The 19,620-nt window shown below is 37.7% G+C and carries 18 protein-coding genes; 12 read left to right on the top strand and 6 right to left on the bottom strand.

Features of this window, described 5'->3' with window-relative positions; translation table 11 throughout:
- Positions 1–68 precede the first annotated feature (68 nt).
- A complete protein-coding gene (locus tag AC3WSK_RS02070; protein WP_079559692.1) occupies positions 69–902 on the top strand; it encodes a TetR/AcrR family transcriptional regulator in 834 nt (277 codons plus the stop codon).
- A 218-nt stretch (positions 903–1,120) separates the two neighbouring features.
- Here AC3WSK_RS02070 and rnjA read toward each other — a convergent pair whose 3' ends face one another.
- Together rnjA and AC3WSK_RS02060 are read right to left on the bottom strand one after the other, a co-directional pair.
- Complete coding sequence (gene rnjA, locus AC3WSK_RS02065; protein ID WP_079559693.1) at positions 1,121–2,788, bottom strand: ribonuclease J1; 1,668 nt, start codon at positions 2,786–2,788, stop codon at positions 1,121–1,123.
- A gap of 5 nt (positions 2,789–2,793) precedes the next feature.
- Positions 2,794–3,003, bottom strand: coding sequence for a DNA-dependent RNA polymerase subunit epsilon (locus tag AC3WSK_RS02060; RefSeq protein WP_079559694.1), 210 nt, complete (start codon positions 3,001–3,003; stop codon positions 2,794–2,796).
- Positions 3,004–3,451: 448 nt separating this feature from the next.
- On the opposite strand from AC3WSK_RS02060, the gene AC3WSK_RS02055 reads away from it, so the two are divergent.
- Positions 3,452–4,222 carry a Cof-type HAD-IIB family hydrolase gene (locus AC3WSK_RS02055; protein WP_492411616.1) on the top strand — a complete coding sequence of 257 codons (771 nt, stop codon included), beginning with the start codon at positions 3,452–3,454 and terminating at the stop codon, positions 4,220–4,222.
- A gap of 102 nt (positions 4,223–4,324) precedes the next feature.
- On the opposite strand, the gene AC3WSK_RS02050 is transcribed toward AC3WSK_RS02055, so the two are convergent.
- Positions 4,325–5,113, bottom strand: a complete 789-nt coding sequence (locus AC3WSK_RS02050) for a DeoR/GlpR family DNA-binding transcription regulator (RefSeq protein ID WP_492411614.1) — start codon at positions 5,111–5,113, stop codon at positions 4,325–4,327.
- Between the two features lie 145 nt (positions 5,114–5,258).
- On the opposite strand from AC3WSK_RS02050, the gene AC3WSK_RS02045 reads away from it, so the two are divergent.
- Genes AC3WSK_RS02045 through phnX form a run of 5 tightly spaced genes read left to right on the top strand, consistent with a single transcriptional unit; the run spans position 5,259 to position 10,527 of the window.
- Entirely contained in the window at positions 5,259–6,011 is a 753-nt protein-coding gene (locus AC3WSK_RS02045; protein ID WP_492411612.1) for an ABC transporter ATP-binding protein, read from the top strand.
- The gene (locus AC3WSK_RS02040; protein WP_492411610.1) at positions 6,004–7,668 is read left to right on the top strand and encodes an ABC transporter permease subunit; all 1,665 of its coding nucleotides are present in this window, start codon (positions 6,004–6,006) and stop codon (positions 7,666–7,668) included. Before AC3WSK_RS02045 ends, AC3WSK_RS02040 begins: the two co-directional genes overlap by 8 nt.
- Positions 7,631–8,614, top strand: a complete 984-nt coding sequence (locus AC3WSK_RS02035) for an extracellular solute-binding protein (RefSeq protein WP_427482010.1) — start codon at positions 7,631–7,633, stop codon at positions 8,612–8,614. Before AC3WSK_RS02040 ends, AC3WSK_RS02035 begins: the two co-directional genes overlap by 38 nt.
- A 15-nt stretch (positions 8,615–8,629) precedes the next feature.
- Positions 8,630–9,724 (top strand): 2-aminoethylphosphonate--pyruvate transaminase, encoded by a 1,095-nt coding sequence (gene phnW / locus AC3WSK_RS02030; RefSeq protein WP_079559700.1) that lies wholly within the window; start codon positions 8,630–8,632, stop codon positions 9,722–9,724.
- Positions 9,721–10,527: a phosphonoacetaldehyde hydrolase gene (phnX, locus tag AC3WSK_RS02025; protein WP_079559701.1), complete on the top strand. Its 807-nt coding sequence runs from the start codon at positions 9,721–9,723 to the stop codon at positions 10,525–10,527. The genes phnW and phnX overlap by 4 nt, the downstream gene beginning before the upstream one ends.
- A 124-nt stretch (positions 10,528–10,651) precedes the next feature.
- Here the strand turns inward: phnX and def are convergent, their stop codons facing one another.
- The gene (def, locus tag AC3WSK_RS02020) at positions 10,652–11,209 is read right to left on the bottom strand and encodes a peptide deformylase (protein WP_079559702.1); all 558 of its coding nucleotides are present in this window, start codon (positions 11,207–11,209) and stop codon (positions 10,652–10,654) included.
- A gap of 393 nt (positions 11,210–11,602) precedes the next feature.
- On the opposite strand from def, the gene pdhA reads away from it, so the two are divergent.
- The 5 genes from pdhA to AC3WSK_RS01995 all read left to right on the top strand — a co-directional run bounded on the left by pdhA (position 11,603) and on the right by AC3WSK_RS01995 (position 17,536).
- Positions 11,603–12,718 carry a pyruvate dehydrogenase (acetyl-transferring) E1 component subunit alpha gene (gene pdhA, locus AC3WSK_RS02015; RefSeq protein WP_079559703.1) on the top strand — a complete coding sequence of 372 codons (1,116 nt, stop codon included), beginning with the start codon at positions 11,603–11,605 and terminating at the stop codon, positions 12,716–12,718.
- Between the two features lie 3 nt (positions 12,719–12,721).
- Positions 12,722–13,699: an alpha-ketoacid dehydrogenase subunit beta gene (locus tag AC3WSK_RS02010; protein ID WP_079559704.1), complete on the top strand. Its 978-nt coding sequence runs from the start codon at positions 12,722–12,724 to the stop codon at positions 13,697–13,699.
- 47 nt (positions 13,700–13,746) lie between these two features.
- The gene (locus AC3WSK_RS02005; RefSeq protein ID WP_079559705.1) at positions 13,747–15,090 is read left to right on the top strand and encodes a dihydrolipoamide acetyltransferase family protein; all 1,344 of its coding nucleotides are present in this window, start codon (positions 13,747–13,749) and stop codon (positions 15,088–15,090) included.
- Positions 15,091–15,095: 5 nt separating this feature from the next.
- Entirely contained in the window at positions 15,096–16,511 is a 1,416-nt protein-coding gene (lpdA, locus tag AC3WSK_RS02000) for a dihydrolipoyl dehydrogenase (RefSeq protein ID WP_053483451.1), read from the top strand.
- A gap of 242 nt (positions 16,512–16,753) precedes the next feature.
- Complete coding sequence (locus AC3WSK_RS01995) at positions 16,754–17,536, top strand: SDR family NAD(P)-dependent oxidoreductase (RefSeq protein WP_079559706.1); 783 nt, start codon at positions 16,754–16,756, stop codon at positions 17,534–17,536.
- A 42-nt stretch (positions 17,537–17,578) separates the two neighbouring features.
- Here AC3WSK_RS01995 and AC3WSK_RS01990 read toward each other — a convergent pair whose 3' ends face one another.
- Positions 17,579–19,105: a tripartite tricarboxylate transporter permease gene (locus AC3WSK_RS01990; protein ID WP_079559707.1), complete on the bottom strand. Its 1,527-nt coding sequence runs from the start codon at positions 19,103–19,105 to the stop codon at positions 17,579–17,581.
- 17 nt (positions 19,106–19,122) lie between these two features.
- Positions 19,123–19,599, bottom strand: a complete 477-nt coding sequence (locus AC3WSK_RS01985) for a tripartite tricarboxylate transporter TctB family protein (protein ID WP_079559708.1) — start codon at positions 19,597–19,599, stop codon at positions 19,123–19,125.
- Between the last annotated feature and the right edge of the window lie 21 nt (positions 19,600–19,620).

Raw genomic sequence — 19,620 nt, 5'->3', positions numbered from 1 at the left:
TTCAGTTATTTATACTAATGACTAATCGGTCATTTGTCAACGATATACATTAGGAGAGAATTAAAAGTATGTTAAAAAAGCAACTTATTATGGAGAAAGCGTTGGAGCTTTTCTCGGAACAAGGCTTTGAAGCTACATCTGTACAGCAAATTACAGAGCGATGTGGAATTTCAAAAGGTGCATTTTATTTATCTTTCAAAACAAAAGACGAGCTTATAATTTCCATGGTAGAGAACTATCTACAACGGTTTGTTACAGATGTTGACCAAGTAGTCAAAAGTTCCCTTAGTAAAGATATCAAATTAGTTGAGTTTTATAAAAGTATTTTTCAAGCATTTAAAAACCATGCTGCACCTGCCCGTGTGTTTTTTAATGAGAAAGTACTTCTTTCAAAAAAAGAGTTGTTTCAGAAAATTATTGCCTATGATGTCGAAATGTCTAAGTCGATTATCTATATGCTGGAACAGCTATATCAAGATGAACTCCACGAGACAAAATATGATGTCATGTATTGTATTAAAGGGTTTATGAAAAGTTATTCAGAACTTTTTATTTTTTCCGATATACCACTCGATTTAGATCAATTGGCTAGATCTCTAGCTGAAAAGACGGAAATTATTGCACGGCATACGACGATTCCATTTATAACCGAAGAGCTCGTTCAATTAACAGCGAAACCTTGTAATGAAGAAGTTTCACAGGAATCTTTACTAGAATTAATTGGACAACATTTAGATGGCTTAGAAGAGTCTATAGAACGCGAGTCTCTTGAATTATTAAAAGTTCAAATCGAAAATACAACCTATAGTAAACCGATTTTAAAAGGATTGATTGAAAATCTACGCTTGCAGCCAGACCATAGATGGGTTGCTTATGTAATAGCTAAATACTTTAATATTTAGGCATGGAACAGGATTGCTCACTCTCAAGGGTGAACAATCCTATTTTATTGACATTAAAGAGAGGTCGTACGAAAAATAGAAGTTTTAGTGGCTCTTATGTAATAGTCTAGGGAGTAAAATTGAGTTGTTATTACTATATACGAAACAAATAGCAAAGAGGTTTCAGAAAAATGAAAATAAAAAAACTACGCAAATTTGCGTAGTTTTTTGTAATGAGGTTAAACCTCCATAATAATCGGTAAAATCATAGGTCGACGTTTTGTTTTTTCAAATAAATATGGTCCTAATACGTCAGTAATTTCATTTTTCAGCTCAGTCCATTGAGGAGTCTTGCTTTGAATTGACTCATTCAGGTGACGATTTAGCATTTTTTGTGCTTCATTAATCATCGTACCTGACTCACGCATATAAACAAAGCCTCGTGAAATAATGTCTGGGCCAGAAACCATTTTTTGATTTTCCATATCCACACTTACAACAACGATCACTAAACCTTCTTCAGAAAGAATGCGTCGATCACGTAAGACGATATTGCCGATATCTCCAATACCATTGCCATCAATATAAACGTCTCCTGAAGGGATACGACCTGCAACATGTGCTTCATTGGCACTTAATGCTAGCACGTCACCATTCTCCATAACGAATGAATTTTCAAGTGGAACATCACAATCTTCTGCTAGATGAGTATGCATTTTCAACATACGGAATTCACCGTGAATTGGCATAAAGAATTTAGGCTTCATTAAGCGTAGCATCAATTTTTGTTCTTCTTGAGAACCGTGACCAGACGTATGGATATTATTAAGTGCACCATGAATAACTTCTGCACCTGCACGGAAAAGTAAGTTGATAATCTTATTTACACTTACCGTATTTCCTGGTACTGGCGAAGAAGAGAAGATAACTGTGTCACCAGGCTGAATTTGGATTTGACGATGTGTGCCATTTGCGATACGAGAAAGGGCCGCCATCGGTTCACCTTGAGAGCCTGTACATAATATCATTACTTCATTGGCAGGGAGACGATTAATGCTTTGGGCATCAATAAATGTATCCTTTGGTGCATTAATATAGCCTAGTTCACGACCGATTGTAATGGCATTGTCCATCGAACGTCCGAAGACAGCAATTTTTCTTCCGTATTTTATAGCAGCATCTGTTGCTTGCTGTAAACGGTGAATATTGGATGCGAAAGTTGCAAAAATGATACGACTATCAACCTTGCGGAAAATTTCGTCGATACTTTTTCCAACTGTACGCTCTGACATAGTGAAATTCGGCTTTTCTGCATTTGTACTATCTGAAAGTAAGCATAGTACTCCGTCACGTCCGATTTCAGCCATTTTTGTTAAGTTGGCTGGCTCGCCTACGGGTGTAAAATCAAATTTAAAGTCACCTGTATGCACGATGTTACCGGGTGGTGTTTTTACAACAATCCCGTAAGCATCTGGAATACTATGTGTTGTTCTAAAGAAGCTAACAGATGTTTTTCTGAACTTAATAACATCCTCTTCTTTGATTTCGATAAGCTTTGTTGTACGTAGTAAGCCATGTTCGTCTAACTTATTGCGAAGTAAGCCAAGTGCAAGCTTACCACCGTAGACAGGGACATTTACTTGACGTAATAAGTAGGGAATACCACCGATATGGTCTTCATGTCCATGGGTAATGAATAATCCTTTAATCTTGTCGACGTTGCGTACTAAATACGTATAGTCCGGAATAACATAGTCAATACCGAGTAAGTCGTCTTCTGGGAATTTAATGCCGGCATCAATTAAAATGATTTCATCTTGAAATTGAACGCCGTAAGTGTTTTTGCCGATTTCGCCCAGTCCGCCGAGCGCGAAAACAGCTGCTTGGTCATTTTTAACAAACTTCATGTTTGTTAAATTTCCTCTAAGACGAAGTTCGGACTTGCTTGTTCGTAAGCTAAATAGTTACCTTCAAGCAGTTGAATGAACTCGATGTTGTAGTTTCGGTCTTTTAGCTTTTCACGTACTTCGCGGTCTGAAGCAGCTTCAAGGTATAGACTTTTAGTATTTTCGCGAACTGGAATTTCATTTGCTTTTTCTTGGTAATAAACTTTGTAAATCATAGTTTGCTCTCCTTTTATTGCGTACAATTTTTTGCAGCTTTGACTAATACCACGCACGTACTACAAGAAAAAACAACGAATTTCTAGTATACTAATGGCGAAATTAGGCGTTTGAAGTTCTTGTATCTCAGTGTTTTAATCCAGACGTAATTACAACAAGTTGCAATTGAATAAAGCAATGAGCCAGTGGTTGCACATAGCCAAATAAATGCATTTCCTTTATATTATCACGCAGTTACTCTAAAATAAAGAAAAGCCCTTCAAATAATGAAGGGCAAATGTTAGGCAATTGATTTTTTTCCGAGTACGCCGCGAAGTTGCTTCAACAATTTGCGTTTGAGTTTCTTCAGCATGGCACATCACTCCTTAGGATCATTATAATGGAAAATCATACCTCTGTAAAGTCGTTGGCCTTTGCAGAATAATACATAATGAAGGGGACTATAAGATGAAGAAAATATTATTTTTTGATGTAGATGGTACGCTTTATAATAGTGAGAAAATATTACCTGTTTCTGCGAAAGAAGCGCTTTTTGAGGCTCGTCGAAATGGCTATGAGCTAGCGATTGCAACTGGCCGTGCGCCTTTTATGATTCAAACCTTACTAGAAGAGTTGGATATTAATACGTATGTGACATTTAATGGGCAATATGTTGTTTATCGTGGTGAGGTTGTCTATACAAATGGTGTTGAGAAAGACGAGCTAGCCGAAATCATTGCCTTTGGCGAAGCACGGAACGAACCTGTAGTATTTTTAGATGACAAGCAAATGATTGCATCTGTTGAAAATAACGCTATGGTGGCAGAAAGCTTAAATACTTTAAAATACCAGTATCCAAATTTAGACTCAACTTATTATATGCAGAACGATGTATATCAAACACTTATTTTTATGGAAGAAAAAGATGAACATTTATATCGTGAAGCATTTCCTAATGTGCAGTTTGTACGCTGGCATCGCTATTCTTGTGATATTTTACCAAATGGAGGCTCGAAGGCTGTTGGTATTGAAAAGGTTCTTGAAAAAATGGGGCTGACACTAAATGATGCCATTGCTTTTGGAGATGGTATGAATGATATAGAAATGCTACAGGCTGTTGGGACAGGTGTGGCGATGGGGAATGGACATGAGAGAGTAAAGGCTGTTGCTACCCATATTGCAGAGCATGTAGATGAGGATGGCCTTGCTAAAATCATGCGCCAATTAAATATTATCTAAAGAAATGAAAGAGAAGCAACTAGTTGGAGGATTGACTGCAGCTAGTTGCTTTTTTTAGTGATTTTCACAAGCATGTTGATTAACCATTTTTATCTACTCTTATTAATTAGAAGACTCTGATTCAGTTTCTGTGTTTGTTCTTACTATTTTTAACTGTACACCTTTATCCGTGAAATGATTGATTGTTTCTTTAGAGAGTCCACAATCTGTAATAATCATATTTACGGCATCTGCTGGACAAACTTGAATAGCGACATCTTTGTCAAATTTTGAAGAGTCAGCTGCTACATACACAGTTTGGGAAATATTGATAATTTGTTTTCGGGTAACAGCCTCCTCTAAATTGAAATCTGAAATTCCTTTTTCAATCGACACCCCACTAGCACAAATAAAAGCTTTATTAATATTTAGATGATTGAAGCGGAAGAGGAAATCATTAGACGTTACAGATTTTTCAGAATGACGAACTTTACCGCCGATAATGATCACTTCGATATTGGAGCCGATTAAATCAAAGGCTACAGGAAGTGAGTTTGTAATAACGGTTAATTTTTCTTTTTCTAATAAAAAAGGTGTCATTTGATATGTGGTCGTTCCACTATCTAAAAAAATACACTCCCCATCTTGTACTAAAGAAGCGCAAGCTTTTGCGATCGCGATCTTTTCTGGTAGCTGTTCATGAAGTCGATTATCCATCAACCCCTCAACAGGTTCAATATATTTAACACCGCCATAAAACTTCTCCATCTTCCTATCTAGTACAAGCTGTTGAATATCACGACGGATTGTTTCCATTGAAACGTTAAACTCTTTTGTTAATGTTACTAATTTTACTACTTTATGTTTCCGAACAAATTGCAAAATATGCTGTTGCCTTTCTATTGTATACATTTCATCACCTCTACTAAATAATAATCGAAATGAACGCAACCTTGTCAAAAGTTGGTCAGAATTTACTCAACATTTACACAAATATGTAATTCCTTTTACAAATTGTCCCTATACTAAGGTTAAGAACTAAAGAGAGGTGACCAATTTGTTAGAACTAAAAAATATCTCGAAAAACTATAAAAATAAAAAAGTTTTAATGAATATAAATTTAAACATTCAATCGGGTGAAATAGTTTCGTTACTAGGACCGAGTGGTTGTGGGAAAACAACTTTACTCAATATTATTCTAGGTCTTACTCAACATACGAATGGACAGCTTTTTTACAACGGACAAGATATATCGAAACAATCTATGCAAGATCGAGGGTTTAATATTGTTTTTCAGGACTTTGCGTTGTTCCCGCATTTAAATGCTTATGACAATATCGTCTATGGTTTGAAAAATAAAAAAGAAGGAATGTCAAAAAAAGAGGTGCAGGAATATATAGACTTTTTAGAACTGACCCCACATTTACATAAGAAGATTCATGAGTTATCAGGCGGGCAAAAACAGCGTGTCTCTATAGCTAGAACGCTTGTGATGCAGCCTAAAATATTATTGTTGGATGAACCGTTAAGTGCGCTTGATGGTGTGATAAAGGAATCGATTAAGGAACGTATTCAATCCATTGCTCGCCAATTTAATTTAACGACAATCATTGTCACGCACGATCCAGAGGAAGCTCTCACACTATCAGATAAAGTGCTAATTATTAATGAGGGAACTGTTTCGCAATTTGGAACGCCGCAAGAAATAGTAAATACACCAGAAAACCAATTTGTTGAAGATTTTATATTAAGACAGCTTCATATAAAACGTCATAACATTTATCAGCTATTTGGAGAATCGTATGCTTAAAACAAATAAAATAATGAAATTGATTTTTCTTCCGATTATTTTCTTTTTTGTATTCTTTTTAATTGTTCCGTTACTGTATATGTTTTGGCAATCTTTAAAAAAGGGGAAGGCCCTCACCATTCAAAACTATGTGGAAACATTGCGAAATGTGGAGATTCGTGATGCGTTTTTCAATAGTTTTCAAGTCTCTTTAATAGCAGCTTTGATCACGACAATTTTGGCTTTTTTATTGGCCTATGCTGTTCATTTTACAACGATGCATCGATTTACGAAAAAGCTTGTTCAAGTGGGTATTACCTTACCGATGCTATTACCAACCATAACATATGGCTTTGTACTGATTTATACCTTTGGCAATCAAGGGATTATTACGAAGATACTTGGTCAGCCCTTGTTTACGGTTTATGGATTTAACGGTTTATTAATTGGTTATGTGCTGTATACATTGCCTGTTGCTTTTATATTAATGCAAAATTCTATGCAATATATTGATAAAAGATTTCTGCTAGTTTCCATGCTGATGCATGATCGTCCATACCGAAGATTTTATCATACAGTATTTCGTCCGATGCTAGGGACGATTGGTGGGGCATTCATACTATCGTTTGTGTTAAGTTTTACAGATTTCGGGATACCTGCGTCAGTTGGTGGTAGCTACAAAGTTATTGCTACTGAGCTATATCAAGCGATGCTTGGTTCCATTGTACATTTCGAGAGAGGTGCAGTGATTTCGATTTTAATGTTAGTACCTGCAGTGCTTGGTGTCGTTATGTTAACAATTTTGGAACGATTTAATTTTCATTATAAGGAGGTTTCTAAAAGTGACCTCGTTGTCCATCGTTTCCGTGATGTAATGTTTACTGTTTTCTCGTTTGTTTGTGTAGGTGCGGTATTAATCATGTTTTCAACAATATTTATAATACCTTTTACGAAAGGATATCCATATGATTTCAGCTTTACATTTGAGCATGTGAAAAACGTACTAGCTGAACAGGGCTTGAAGCAAGTTTATATGAACTCGCTAATAGTGGCTGTTTTGACAGCTGTTTTAGGTGTGGCTGTAGCGTTTGTGTCCGCTCTATTAAATGTACGAACACCGCTTAAAGGAAGGAAAAGCATAGATTTTGCTTCAATGGTTACGAATACTGTGCCGGGCATGGTACTTGGTCTGTCTTACTTGTTTTTCTTTAATGGGAGTTCCTTAAAAGGGACATTCCTCATCATTATTGCGTGTAATGTCGTTCACTTCTTTACAACACCATATTTAATGGCGAAAAATTCATTGCAAAAAATGGATCCGACATGGGAAGTGACAGCAGAGCTATTAAAAGATTCATGGTTGAAAACGGTTATTCGCGTTATTTTACCGAATATTAGACCTACGATTTATCAAATGTTTAGCTATTATTTTTTAAACGCTATGGTGACTGTTAGCGGGGTAATTTTCCTTGTTAGCACGAAAACGATGCTTGTATCGACACGTATAAAAGAACTTCAACATTTCGCGAAGTATACAGACATTTTTGTTCTATCGATTTTTATTTTATGTACAAACCTCATTGTGAAATTAGGTTGTGACTATATAGCAACACCTAAAGAAAAAACAAAGGAGCATAAAGATGAAAAAATCAACAGTAATGATGTTAGGTACAGTTAGCTCAGCAATTGTTTTGGCTGCATGTGGAGGAGTGGAAGCGGGTTCGAACGATCAAGTTATTATTTATTCAAATGCGGATGATGAAGCAATTGATGTCATGGAAGCAACATTAGATAACAAGGGGTATAAAGGTAAATATTTAATACAATCATTCGGAACGTCTGAACTGGGCGGGAAAATAATGGCGGAGGGGAAAGACATTGAGGCAGATGTCGTAACAACAGCTTCTTATTTTATAGAAAGTGCGCAAAAATCTAAATCTATGTTTGTAGATGTATCTTCTGATTTAAAGCCTTTAGATGATGGTTCTACATTTGCATTACCGATTTTAGGGAATATCGGCTCGATTTTTATTAATACGGATTTATTAAAACAAAAAGGTTTGCCAGTTCCAACATCTATAAAGGATTTAACAAACCCTGCCTATAAAGATTTATTGTCATTTCCTAATATTCTAGACTCGTCAACAGGTTGGTTGTTAGTGCAGGCCATTATTAATGAGTATGGAGAAAAAGAGGGTAAAGAACTATTAGCTGATTTAATCAAAAATGCTGGACCGCATATCGAAAGCTCGGGCTCTGGGCCTATTAAAAAAGTAAAAACGGGCGAGGTAGCTGTAGGGTTTGGTCTACGGATTCAAGCTATTGATGCTAAAAAAGAAGGGATACCGATTGATTATATCGATCCAATAGAAGGTAACTTTACATTAACAGAATCAGTGGCTGTAGTAGATAAAGAGGGGGATGAAGCGTTAGCGCATGAAATAGCCAAAGTAATCGCAACGGAGGCCCGCCCTGATTTATTGAAGCAATATCCTGTAGCTCTTTATGAAGGTGAGCAAGTAAATGAAGAGTATGTGCCTAAACATTTAAAGAAATGGGACACGACATTAACGGTAGACCTATTGGAAAAACATCAAGCTTTCTTTAAAGAAGCGCAAAAATAAGGAGATATCAATTTTATGAACAACTATAAATTGTTAACGCCAGGTCCTTTAACGACAACTGCAGCAGTAAAACAAGAGATGTTAAAAGATCGTTGCACATGGGATGACGATTATAAAAGTGTCACACAAACAATACGTAAGCAGCTTTTAGAGTTAGCACAAGTGACAGAAACGGATTATACAACGGTTCTTATGCAGGGAAGTGGTAGTTTTGTTGTAGAATCTGTGTTAACAACTGCTGTTGGAGAGGAAGATAAAGTACTTATTATCACAAATGGTGCTTACGGTGAACGCATTGTTGAAATGGCAAAAGTGCTTAAACTACAGCACGCGGTCTATAGTGTTCCTTATAATGAACAGCCGTCACCACTCGAAGTGAAAGCGCTGTTGGAAAGTGATTTAACAATAACACATGTGGCTATTGTACATTGTGAGACGACAACGGGCATTTTAAATCCTATTCATGAAATAGGAGGCGTTGTCAAAGGGTTGGATAAAACGTTTATCGTTGATGCGATGAGTAGCTTCGGTGGCGTACCAATGGATTTAAAAGCATTAGGGATTGATTATTTAATTAGCAGTGCTAATAAATGTATCCAAGGGGTACCTGGATTTGGGTTTGTTATCGCAAAGATTGATGAATTAGAAAAGTGTAAAGGGCAAGCTAGAAGTGTTGCATTAGATTTATATAATCAGTGGGAAGTGATGAAACTCGATGGAAAATGGCGTTTTACATCCCCTACACATGTAGTAGCAGCTTTTGCGAAGGCATTAGAGGAACTTGTGGAAGAAGGAGGGATACGTGCTCGTTACGAACGATATGCGAATAATAATCGTATACTTCGTACTCAATTGCAAGCACTTGGTTTTAACGCTTATATTTCAGAGGGGTTACAATCACCTATTATTACGACATTTTTATTCCCTTATGAAGGGTTCTCCTTCGATCATTTCTATAGTGCGATGAAAAAAGCAGGATTTGTCATTTATCCGGGGAAACTAACAGATGTGGATACATTCCGAATTGGCAATATTGGAGATATTCATGAAGATGATATGAAGACATTGTGTAAGGTTATCGAAAATTATATGGTGGTGATAAAAAAATGAAGATTGAAGCGATTATTTTAGATTGGGCAGGTACAACTGTTGATTTTGGTTGCTTTGCTCCTGTGAATGTTTTTCTTACAGTTTTTGAAGATGTGGGAATCAAGGTTACGCTAGAGGAAGCACGTAAACCGATGGGCATGTTGAAAATAGATCATATTCGTACAATGCTTGAAATGCCAAGAATTCGTGAGGCATGGAACGAAAAGTATGGACGAGATTTTACGCAAGAGGATGTCTACGCTTTATATATGCAGTTTGAATCAAAGTTAATGGAATCTTTAGCGACTTACACGGATCCGATTCAGTATGTGATAGAAACGATACAACAATTAAAAGAAGAGGGTATTCGTATCGGTTCCACAACGGGATATACAGACTTGATGATGGAGGTAGTGACTCCGCATGCAGCGGCTAAAGGATATGAACCTGATTTTTTAGTAACACCTACTCAATTAGGAGATAAAGGACGCCCTTACCCATATATGATTTTTAAAAATATGGAGGCATTAGGGATTAAGTCAACGAAGCAAGTGGTGAAGATTGGTGATACAACTTCAGATATTCAAGAAGCTCTAAATGCAGGTGTATGGGCTGTTGGTGTTATTATTGGCAGCTCTGAAATGGGGTTATCTGAAGAAGAGTATTGGGCTTTATCTGAAGAAGAGCAGCAATTTGCTGTTGAAAAAACAGCAATAATATTTAAAGAAACAGGTGCGCATTATACGATTCGAACGATGAAAGAGCTCCCTGCATTATTGGAAAAAATTAATGAACGTTTAGAACGAGGAATCGTAACGGTTTAATGCCTCAGGTGGATGCTAGACTAATCCCGAAGTTAAAGTGTCAGATGAATATCATAGCGAGGCAAGAAAAAGTAAACCCCGCAGTTTAAAAAAACTGCAGGGGTTTGCTTTCTTTTTCGTGCGCCTAATCGCGCTCATATGGTGTAGAATCTGGAATTTCCGCAAATGGATTTTTTTCATTGATGCGGTCGTAAAACATAACGCCGTTAAGGTGGTCTAATTCGTGTTGGAAGGCTATAGCAGGCATTCCTTTAAGGCGCATTTTTTTCTCTTCACCGTCAACGGTTTTAAATTTAACTGTAACACGAGCATGACGCGGTACATAGCCTGGAACATTGCGATCTACAGAAAGACAGCCCTCGCCTGTTGCAAGGTACGTGTTTTCTACTGAGTGACTAACGATTTTTGGGTTGATTGCTACAAAACTTAATTGTTCGCCATTCTCGTCTGTTAAATGAAGGGCAAACATTCGATGGAGGCTATTTACTTGATTGGCAGCTAGTCCAATGCCGCTACGTAGGTTATATTTATCTGCCATTTCGGGATCTTGGCTGTATATTAAATATTGAAGCATGTCTTCTGCGAGTTGTTTTACTTCATCAGTTAAAGGGAATTTTACCTCCTCGGCTTTTGTGCGTAAAGTCGGATGACCTTCGCGAATAATATCATCCATTAAAATCATATATGAATCTTCCTTTCGACTTTGTAGTGTCTTACTTATAAGTATACATCACGTCTTTAAACAATCACATGAAAAAAACCTTATTTGAATATACTTAAAAAATTTTTCAATAGCTATTAGATTGTCTGAAACTGGGCATTCTACTATTGGTAATCATGTAGGAGAACGTAATAATTGAGTACCTTTAATATGGTGTTATAATACAGAAAAAATTAATTAATGGTACAGTATGGAACAGAGTTGTTTAATTGTTATGTTAGAAAAAATCTTTGTTTGTACGCGTAATATATGATTGACCGACAGTGTTTTATTCAGTATACTGAGTGCAAAGAATAAGTTGTACTAGTTGAAACGGTGATTTATTTTAATACAGCTGAAAGGGAGATGTGACAAATGAGCAAGAAAAACAATAATATTTTTGATGCTAAACAAACGCTAACTGAAATCGAAGATAAGTTTGAAATGTTTCAAATTTTGAATGAAGAAGGCGAAATTATAAATGAAGAGGCAGACCCAAAGCTATCTGATGAGGAACTAGTTGAGTTAATGACGCGTATGGTTTATACACGTATTTTAGACCAACGATCTATCTCTCTTAACCGTCAAGGTCGCTTAGGCTTCTATGCACCAACTGCTGGGCAAGAAGCTTCACAACTTGCGTCACACTTTGCATTAGAAAAAGAAGATTGGATTTTACCGGGTTACCGTGATGTACCACAAATCGTATGGCATGGTTTACCTTTAGATAAAGCGTTTTTATTCTCACGCGGTCATTTTGCGGGGAACCAAGTTCCTGAGGGCGTAAACGTATTAGCACCTCAAATTATTATCGGTGCACAATATATTCAAGCAGCAGGTGTAGCTCTTGGTATTCAAAAACGTGGTAAAAAGGCAGTGGCAGTAACTTATACAGGTGATGGTGGTTCATCACAAGGGGATTTCTATGAAGGCATTAACTTTGCAGGTGCATTTAAATCACCAGCAATCTTCATTGTACAAAATAACCAATTCGCCATTTCAACACCTCGCGAATTACAAACAGCTGCAAAAACAATCGCTCAAAAAGGTGTAGCAGCAGGCTTACCAAGTATTTTAGTAGATGGAATGGATGCGCTAGCAGTTTACGTAGCAACACGTGATGCACGTGAGCGCGCAGTAAATGGCGAAGGTCCAACTTTAATTGAAACAATGTGCTATCGCTATGGTCCTCATACAATGGCAGGGGATGACCCAACGCGTTACCGTACATCAGATACAGATAATGAATGGGCACAAAAAGACCCTCTTGTACGCTTCCGTAAATACCTTGAGGCAAAAGGTCTGTGGGATGAGCAAAAAGAAGAGGCTGTTATTGAGCGTGCAAAAGAAGAAATTAAAGAAGCAATCAAAAAAGCCGATGCTGCTCCAAAACAAAAAGTAACAGAGTTAATGGAAAACATGTATAAAGGCGAAATGCCATCTAATTTAAAAGAACAGTATGAAATCTACAAAGAGAAGGAGTCGAAATAACCTATGGCACAAATGACGATGATTCAAGCAATTACAGATGCACTTCGCACAGAATTAAAGAATGATGAAAACGTTCTTGTATTCGGAGAAGATGTAGGTGTCAACGGTGGGGTATTCCGCGCAACTGAAGGCCTACAAAAAGAATTTGGTGTTGACCGTGTATTCGATACACCGTTAGCAGAATCAGGTATTGGTGGCTTAGCGGTCGGTCTTTCTCTACAAGGTTTCCGTCCGGTTCCTGAAATCCAGTTCTTCGGCTTTGTATATGAAGTAATGGACTCAATCAGTGGTCAATTAGCACGTATGAGCTACCGTAGCGGTGGTGTCTATAATGCACCAGTAACAATCCGTTCTCCGTTTGGTGGAGGTGTGCATACACCTGAAATGCACTCTGATAGCTTAGAAAGCTTAATGACAGCACAGCCAGGTTTAACAGTTGTTGTGCCATCAACACCATACGATGCTAAAGGTTTACTTATTTCATCTATTCGAAATGATAACCCAGTCATTTTCTTAGAGCATTTAAAATTATATCGTTCATTCCGTGAAGAGGTACCTGAGGAAGCATACGAAATTCCACTAGGTAAAGCGGATGTAAAACGTGAAGGTAAAGATTTAACAATTATTGCCTACGGTTTAATGGTTCACGAAAGCTTAAAGGCAGCAGAGGAACTAGAAAAAGAAGGTCACTCTGTAGAAGTAATTGATTTACGTACAATCCAACCAATTGATATTGAGACAATTATTGCGTCTGTTGAAAAAACAGGTCGTGCAATCGTTGTACAAGAGGCTCAAAAACAAGCAGGTATTGCTGCAAACGTAGTGGCTGAAATTACAGAGCGCGCGATTTTAAGTTTAGAAGCACCTGTACTTCGTGTAGCTGCACCAGATACTGTGTACCCATTCCCACAAGCTGAAGGTGTTTGGTTACCGAACTATAAAGATGTAATGGAAACAGCTAAAAAAGTTTTAACATTCTAATGTAACTTCTAAACTTGAAAGACAGCAAATAGAAAGGATGGGTACACATGGCATTTGAATTTAGATTACCGGATATTGGCGAGGGTATTCACGAAGGCGAAATTGTTAAGTGGTTCGTTAAAGCTGGAGATACAGTAAAAGAAGACGATATTCTTTGTGAAGTACAAAATGATAAAGCAGTAGTAGAGATTCCGTCTCCAGTTGAAGGGACAGTAGAAGAAGTTTTAGTAGGAGAAGGCACAGTAGCAGTTGTTGGTGATGTCTTAATCCGCCTTGATGCACCTGGCTATGAAGATTTAAAGCTAAAAGGTGATGACCATGCTGAAGCGAAAACAGAGGCTCAAGTTCAGGCGACTGCTGAGTATGGTAAGGAAGTAGCAAAGGCACCTGTTGAAGTTGAGCAGGCTCCAGAGAAAGCTACTGAAAAGACTGAAACTGTTGTGGTAGCTGAAGATAATAAGCGTATCATTGCAATGCCATCAGTACGTAAATTTGCACGAGACAATGATGTGAATATTCGTGAAGTTAATGGTACAGGCAAAAATGGTCGTATTTTAAAACAAGATATTGAGAATTTCCTAAAAGGTGGAGGCGTTGTAGAGGCTGAAGCAGCAGCACCAGTGGCTAATGAAGAAGCTGTGCAGCAAGAAACAACTACACAAGTAGCACCAGTAGTCCTTGAAGGTGATTTCCCAGAAACACGTGAGAAAATGTCGGGCATTCGAAAAGCGATTGCAAAAGCGATGGTTCACTCGAAACAAACGGCTCCACATGTTACACTAATGGATGAAGTCGATGTAACAGCTCTAGTAGCACATCGCAAAAAATTCAAAGATATCGCTGCTGAAAAAGGTGTTAAATTAACGTACTTACCATATGTAGTTAAAGCGCTAATTTCAACTTTACGCGAATTCCCAGAATTTAACCGCTCATTAGATGATGCAACACAAGAAATTATTCAGAAGCATTATTACAATATTGGTATTGCAGCAGATACAGAAAAAGGCTTGCTAGTACCAGTTATTAAGCACGCGGATCGTAAATCTGTTTTTGCAGTATCAAATGAAATTAATGAATTAGCGACTAAAGCGCGTGAAAGCAAGCTTGCACCACATGAAATGAAGGGCGCTTCGATGTCGATTACGAATATCGGCTCTGCAGGAGGACAATGGTTTACTCCGGTAATTAATCATCCTGAAGTAGCGATACTAGGTATTGGCCGAATTTCAGAAAAACCTGTAATAAAAAATGGTGAAATTGTAGCCGCACCTGTGTTAGCATTATCATTGAGCTTTGATCATCGTATGATTGATGGAGCCACTGCGCAAAATGCTTTAAATCACTTAAAGCGTTTGTTAAGTGAACCAGAATTATTATTAATGGAGGCGTAACAAAAATGGTAGTAGGAGATTTTCCAATCGAAACAGATACTCTTGTCATTGGTTCAGGTCCTGGAGGATATGTAGCAGCAATTCGTGCAGCTCAAACTGGCCAAAAAGTAACAATCGTTGAAAAAAATGTACTTGGTGGTGTGTGCTTAAACGTAGGTTGTATCCCATCAAAAGCATTAATTTCAGTAGGTCACCGTTTTGAGCATGCTAAACATTCAGATGACATGGGTATCATCGCTTCTGATGTGAAATTAGACTTCTCAAAAGCACAAGCATTTAAAGACAGCGTTGTTAAAAAATTAACTGGCGGTGTTGAAGGCTTACTTAAAGGTAATAAAGTTGAAATTGTACAAGGTGAAGCTTATTTCGTTGACGCTCATTCAGTGCGTATCATCAATGGTGAATCTGCTCAAACTTACACATTTAACAATGTAATTATCGCAACGGGTTCTCGCCCAGTTGAAATTCCAACATTTAAATTCTCTGATCGCGTACTAAATTCTACTGGCGCACTTTCTTTACAAGAAGTACCAGGTAAATTAGTCGTTATCGGTGGAGGCTATATTGGTACAGAGTTAGGTTCAGCATATGCTAACCTTGGCTCACAAGTAACAATTATCGAAGGCGGAAAAGATATCTTAGCTGGCTTCGAAAAACAAATGACACAAATCGTGAAAAAAGGCCTTAAAAAGAAAGGCGTTGAAATGGAAGTAAACGCATCTGCAAAAGGCGTTGAAGAAACAGAAAACGGCGTAGTAGTAACATATGAAGTTGGCGGAGAAGAGAAAAAAGTTGAAGCTGACTACGTATTAGTAACTGTAGGTCGTCGTCCAAATACAGATGAAATGGGCCTTGCTGAAATCGGTGTTGAATTCGGTGAACGTGGTCTTATCAATGTTGACAAACAATGCCGTACAAATATTCCAAACATCTATGCAATTGGTGATATTGTAGCTGGTCCTCAGCTTGCTCATAAAGCATCTTACGAAGGTAAAGTTGCTGCTGAAGCAATCGCTGGTGAAAAATCAATCGTTGATTATTTAGCTATTCCTGCTGTATGCTTCACAGATCCAGAAATGGCAACAGTTGGTTATAACGAAGATGAAGCGAAAGCTGAAGGCATCGAATACACTGCAGCGAAATTCCCATTCGCAGCAAATGGTCGTGCACTTGCATTAAACCAAACAGAAGGTTTCGTGAAGCTAGTTGCGCGTAAAGAAGATGGCTTATTAATCGGTGCTCAAATCGTAGGTGCTGGTGCATCAGATATGATCGCTGAAATGGGCTTAGCTATTGAAGGCGGTATGACTGCTGAAGATATCGCGTTAACAATCCATGCTCACCCAACATTAGGTGAAATTACAATGGAAGCTGCTGAGGTATTACTTGGCAATCCAATCCATATTGTAGCAAAAAAATAATAAAGTTTATGAAAACGGCTATAAAGCATTTGCTTTGTAGCCGTTTTTTTGTATATTACATGTAATTTTGATAAAGTAATTATATCGAATGAATATTCTAAAAATATAGTTCGGTTGGGAACGTATTACATACCGGATAGACTTTGTGTCAAATAAATCTAGTAATTGACTGCTAGATGTCCGGAAATGATAACGATGTCTTTGAAACAAGGGAAGTTGAACAAAATACTGGGGTGATAAAAATGGAACTAGGCTTAAAGGGGAAAGTAGCAGTTATTACAGGCTCAAGTAAGGGAATTGGCTATTATACAGCGATGCAGCTTGTGAAAGAGGGAGCGAAGGTTGTACTTTGTGCTCGTGGTGAAAAACAGCTTCAAGTGGCTGCTGGCTGTATTAAAAATGAAACAGGCGAGGACGTTTTAATTGTACCAACTGATATTACAAAAGAAAAAGATTGTAAGTACTTAATAGAACGAGCAGTAGAGCATTTTGGTCGCCTTGATATTCTGATTAATAATGCAGGTACAGCTTCAGCAAATCCATTTGAATCGGTTAGTAGTGAGCTATGGCAGGCTGATGTAGATTTAAAGGTGTTTGGTGCTGTCAATTGTTCAAAATATGCTGCACCTCATTTGCGTAAGGTTGGTGGCGGTGCAATAGTTAATGTAACTGCGGTAATGGCTAAAACACCACCGGCAAGCTCACTCCCTAGTACTGTAAGTCGTGCGGCAGGTCTGGCATTAACGAAAGCTATGAGCAAAGACTTAGGAAAAGATAATATACGTGTGAACTCTGTTTGTATTGGGCTTATTCGTAGTGATCAAATAGAGAAGACATGGAAAGAGGCAGAACCCGAGCTATCGTGGGATGAGTATTCTCGTAAAGTAGGTCAAGCAATTCCACTTGGTCGTGTAGGGGATACTCAAGAAGCGGCAAATGTCATTACTTTTTTAGTATCTGATGCAGCTAGTTATGTGTCTGGCACTTCTGTAAACATTGATGGCGGTTCTGGACACGCATTATAGATACATAAAAGAGTGAAGAGAATAGGTTCTCTCCACTCTTTTTTATTCTTCTTCATTAATAATGACATTTTTACCACGCATTTTCATAAAGATCGGTATGAGTAACCAAGACACTGCAACAATTAGAAATACTAATGATAATGGCTTACTTACAAAAATTGAGAAATCACCATTTGAAATAGTTAAAGCGCGACGCATATTGTTCTCGATCATAGGGCCTAAAACTAGGGCTAGTACTAGCGGTGCTACAGGATAGTCGTTTTTGGCGAAAAGATATCCGAGTATACCACAGGCAAGTAATAAATATAAATCGAACGTCGTATATTGAACAGCATAAACGCCAAAGAATGATATAGCTATTATTATAGGTAATAAATATTTCTTTGGAGTTTCAATGACCTTTGCAAAAACACGAACAAGTGGCATATTCAAAATTAATAACATTAAGTTACCGATAAACATACTCGCGATTAAACCCCAAGCCACTTCAGGATGCTCGTCGAAAAGTAAGGGACCAGGCTGAATATTATACATAATGAGTGCCCCCATTAAAATAGCGGTAGTTCCAGAACCAGGGATACCTAATGTTAATAATGGAATCATTGCGCCACCCGAAGCTGCGTTGTTCGCTGATTCAGGTCCAGCTACACCAGCAATATGACCTTTACCGAATTGCTCTGGTGTTTTACTGAATTTTTTCTCGGTAATATAAGAAAAGAAAGAAGCAAGAGTTGCTCCAGCCCCTGGTAAGACACCAATGAAAAATCCTAAAAATGAGCCACGTGCAATGGGTACCATACTATCTTTAAAATCTTGCTTTGTTGGGAAAACGCGATTAATCTTCGCAATTTGACCGTCATCGTTGTCTTTTTCAAGTATTGTTTTGAATACTTCACCTAAGGCAAATAAACCAACTGCAATTGTCAAAAATTCAATCCCAGAGAACAGTGTTGGTTGACCAAATGTAAAACGTTCGATTCCAGATACAGCATCAATCCCGATTGTACCAATCATTAAACCAAGCACCGTCATGATTAAAGCTTTTGTAATCGAGCGCCCAGCTAGTCCACTAACTGCGGCAAGACCTAATAGCATTAAAGAAAAATATTCAGCAGGGCCGAATTTTAATGCGATACTTGATAAAGGCTTTGCTAATAGTACAAGGCCAAGCAATGCTATAATGCCTGCGCAAAATGAGCCAATCGCCGCAATAGCAAGAGCACTACCGGCACGACCTTGTTTAGCCATTTGATAACCATCTAGTGTTGTAACAACAGAAGAAGATTCTCCGGGTGTATTCAATAAGATAGAAGTAGTTGAGCCGCCGTACATAGCTCCGTAATATACGCCTGCAAGTAAAATAATGGAACTTGCAGCGGCAGCTTCAGTTGGTAGCCCTGAAGTAAGTGTTGCAGTAACTGGAATGAGTAAAGCAACTCCACTCATTGGACCTATTCCAGGAAGTACTCCAACCGCAGTTCCGATAATAACACCGACGAACGCAAATAATAAATTTTGCCATTGAAAGGCAACTGCAAAGCCATCTGCTAGAAATTGCAATGTTGTCATGTTTTCACTCCTTTACATTAAAAAGTTGGGAAACTAGGCAAAGATCCTCCTAAAATAACTGAAAATACATAATAAATGCCAACTGAAAAAGCGACTGAAATACTAATAGAAGCTAATATTTTTCCTCGTTCCATCGTTTGGAAACCGATTAATAAAAAGATAAATGTTGTAATAACGTAACCTACTATTTCAAGAAAAAATACATAGGCAATCGCACTAATAAATAGTATTAGAAACTTCTTTAGTTCAATGGGTGTTGTTTGTGATGATGTTTTTGTGTTTCTCACTATTTTTGACTTCGCAGCTTGTTTCCATGTCTCGTAGAAGAGCCGTAAACTTAGTAAAATTAGAACTATACCTAATCCCAAAGGAAATGATTTGGGTCCAACTGTGGATCCATATGCACTATCAGAAATTTGTGTTGCTTCTGTGATAAATAAAATACCAATGATGAAAAATGCAATACTCGAAATTTTATCGAAAGTTTGGCTCAAACGTTTTATCCTCCCCTTGAG

The sequence above is a fragment of the Lysinibacillus sp. EB271-A1-10B genome (assembly GCF_058791335.1).
The sequence above is the reverse complement of the archived record's forward strand: the minus strand, read 5'-3'. Positions and strand labels throughout refer to the sequence as shown.